The sequence below is a fragment of the Arthrobacter sp. 01N444 genome, from assembly GCF_056399305.1.
In genome coordinates this window covers 1-2,479 of record NZ_JBFTRB010000032.1, presented here as the reverse complement: position 1 = coordinate 2,479, position 2,479 = coordinate 1, and the positions used below count along the sequence as shown (strand labels likewise).

The following is a 2,479-nucleotide window of genomic DNA, read 5'->3' as shown; positions in this document are numbered from 1 at the left end:
ACCATCAGCGGGCTCCCGTGCTGGGTGGTCAGGGCCAGCCACCAGTCGTCCACGGCAACTGGGTGGGTCAATGTTTCGAATATTGTCGTGACTACCACGACGACGTTCAGGCCCAGGTAAATGCCCACCAGGACGACGGCGACGCCGATGGCCTCCTTGAAACCGCGCAGGAACACGGCGGCGAGCAGAGCCAGCAGGAACAGCGTGACCGCGACGTTCTGGCCCTGCATCCAGGCGGGGGCGAACGGGTTCTCGAGCGCGTGCGCGGTCGCGTCCGCGGCAGAAAGCGTCATGGTGATCATGAAGTCGGTAGCCGCGAACCCCAGCAACACCAGGACGAGCAGTTTCCCGCCCCACCGCGGCATCAGCCGCTCCAGCATGGCGATGGATCCCTCGCCGCGGTGGCTTTCGCCGGCCACCCGGCGGTATACCGGCAGTGCGCCGAACAAGGTCACGGCAACCAGGACCAGCGTGGCCAGCGGCGAAATCACGCCCGCGGCCAGGGCCGCAATGGCCGGCTGGTAGCCCAGCGTGGAGAAGTAATCGACGCCGGTCAGGCACATGACCTGCCACCACGAGTGCTTCTTCAGGTGGCTGTCGCTCACGGCCCCGGGCCCCTGATGGATACCCTTGGCGTCCTGCAGGCCGAACAGCAGCCATTTCCTGAAGTTGTCCCCGGCTCCCGGCCGTGCCGCTGAGGGATCCGAAGGCGGCCTGCTCATCGTGGTCATCTATGCCTCTCCGCGCGATGCCCACCATCGTGTTTACTGCCGACGATAACACCGGAGCCGGGAGCGGCTCCCGCCCCGGGGCCGATCTTGACGGATCTTTAACACCGGCCCGCCGGCGGCGGCACCGGTCTCAGCGGGCTGCGGCGGGGGCGGGGATTTCGATGTAGAGGATGAAACCGGCGGCAGCCGGCAGATACCAGTGCCTGCGGTGCCGTGCGGGCCGGTAGAGGTGTCCGAACGGGTCTGTCACGTGGGCATGCGCCAGCACGTCTTGGCGCCGGAGCTGGACGTCGATGTCCTCGATGCCGGACGGGTGCGAGGCAAGGCCGTCGATGTCGAGAGACCAGGCGCCCCCGGCCGGGGCTGTCCCGCGTTCCAGGGCGAGGGTTTCGAACAGGTCCGAGACCACTTCGTCCCTGGTGGCGGGGTAGAAGCGGCGGAGCCGATGCCCCTCGGGATGCGCGCCTTGTGCGTCCAGCCATGCGTGGCGGAGCCAATGGAATTCCACTTGGCCGCGGGAGGGCCCGAGGACCAGATGACGGTTCGGATCCAGGGCGAGGCGGTAGGCGCTGCCGCTGCGATCGAGGATGCACGCGGCTTCCCCGACGTACTCAAACGCCGCCAGCAGATCCTGTTCCGACCGGTGATAGGAAAAGTCCCCGCTGTCATCGATGACGACGAAATCCCGGGCAATACCGGCACCGGCCGGAAGGTCGGGCGTGTCCTGTGCCGGCCGGGACGTGGTGTTCATGCTGTTTGGCTCCTGCTGGGGATCGGATTGCGGCCACCGTGGCTGCAGCGTCCCCTTGCTTCATAACATCACCGGCGACGCCCCTCGGGACGGTCCTTAATGCTTTCCATATGCCGGCAGGCCATAAATTTGCGTTCTCTTAATGTGGCGGCTCGCCGTGGGCGTTAAGGAACCATCAGGATTGTTGGCCGGACGGTCGTGACGGCTGCGTGCGCTGGTACTCTCGCGGACGGAAGCGGCGCGATGCGTCGCCTGGAAAGGACTACATGACTACCCTCAGCCGGCCACCGGCAGACCCTTCGGCGCCGAGGCCCGACGCCGGGGAGCACTTCAAGAACTGGCTGCTGTTCGGCCTCCAGGACGCCAAGGGAATCCACCAGGGGCCCGGGGCCGTGAGCGACAGCCACCTGAAGAAACACACATGGTGGCAGGTCATGTGCCTGACCGGCGTGGACTACTTCTCCACGCTGGGCTACCAGCCCGCCATCGCCGCGCTCGCGGCCGGCGTGATTTCGCCGCTGGCCACCCTGGTCCTGGTCGCCGTGACCTTGCTGGGCGCACTGCCGGTGTACCGCCGGGTGGCCGGCGAAAGTCCGCGCGGCGAAGGGTCCATCGCCATGCTGGAGCGGCTGCTGCCGCGGTGGGGCGGGAAACTGCTCGTCCTGGTGCTGCTGGGTTTCGCCGCCACCGACTTCATGATCACCATGACGCTCTCTGCCGCGGACGCAACAGCGCACGCGATCGAGAACCCGTTCGCCCCCGACTGGATCCAAGGCCAGAACGTCGCGGTCACGCTGTTCCTGCTGGCTCTGCTCGCCGCCGTGTTCCTGCGCGGTTTCAAGGAGGCGATCGGCGTCGCCGTCGTCCTGGTGGGCATTTACCTGGGCCTGAACGTCGTCGTGGTAGTCACGACAATATTCGAAACATTGACCCACCCAGTTGCCGTGGACGACTGGTGGCTGGCCCTGACCACCCAGCACGGGAGCCCGCTGATGGT

General features: G+C 66.7%; 1 protein-coding gene and 2 pseudogenes. 1 reads left to right on the top strand and 2 read right to left on the bottom strand.

The window, feature by feature from the left end; genetic code table 11:
- Positions 1 to 731 (bottom strand): annotated as a pseudogene (locus AC1DKN_RS20950) (amino acid transporter); the annotation flags it as partial.
- A 130-nt stretch (positions 732 to 861) separates the two neighbouring features.
- Complete coding sequence (locus AC1DKN_RS20945) at positions 862 to 1,482, bottom strand: hypothetical protein (protein WP_476872402.1); 621 nt, start codon at positions 1,480 to 1,482, stop codon at positions 862 to 864.
- Between the two features lie 266 nt (positions 1,483 to 1,748).
- Between AC1DKN_RS20945 and AC1DKN_RS20940 the strand changes: the two are divergent.
- Positions 1,749 to 2,479: pseudogene (locus AC1DKN_RS20940) on the top strand (amino acid transporter); the annotation flags it as partial.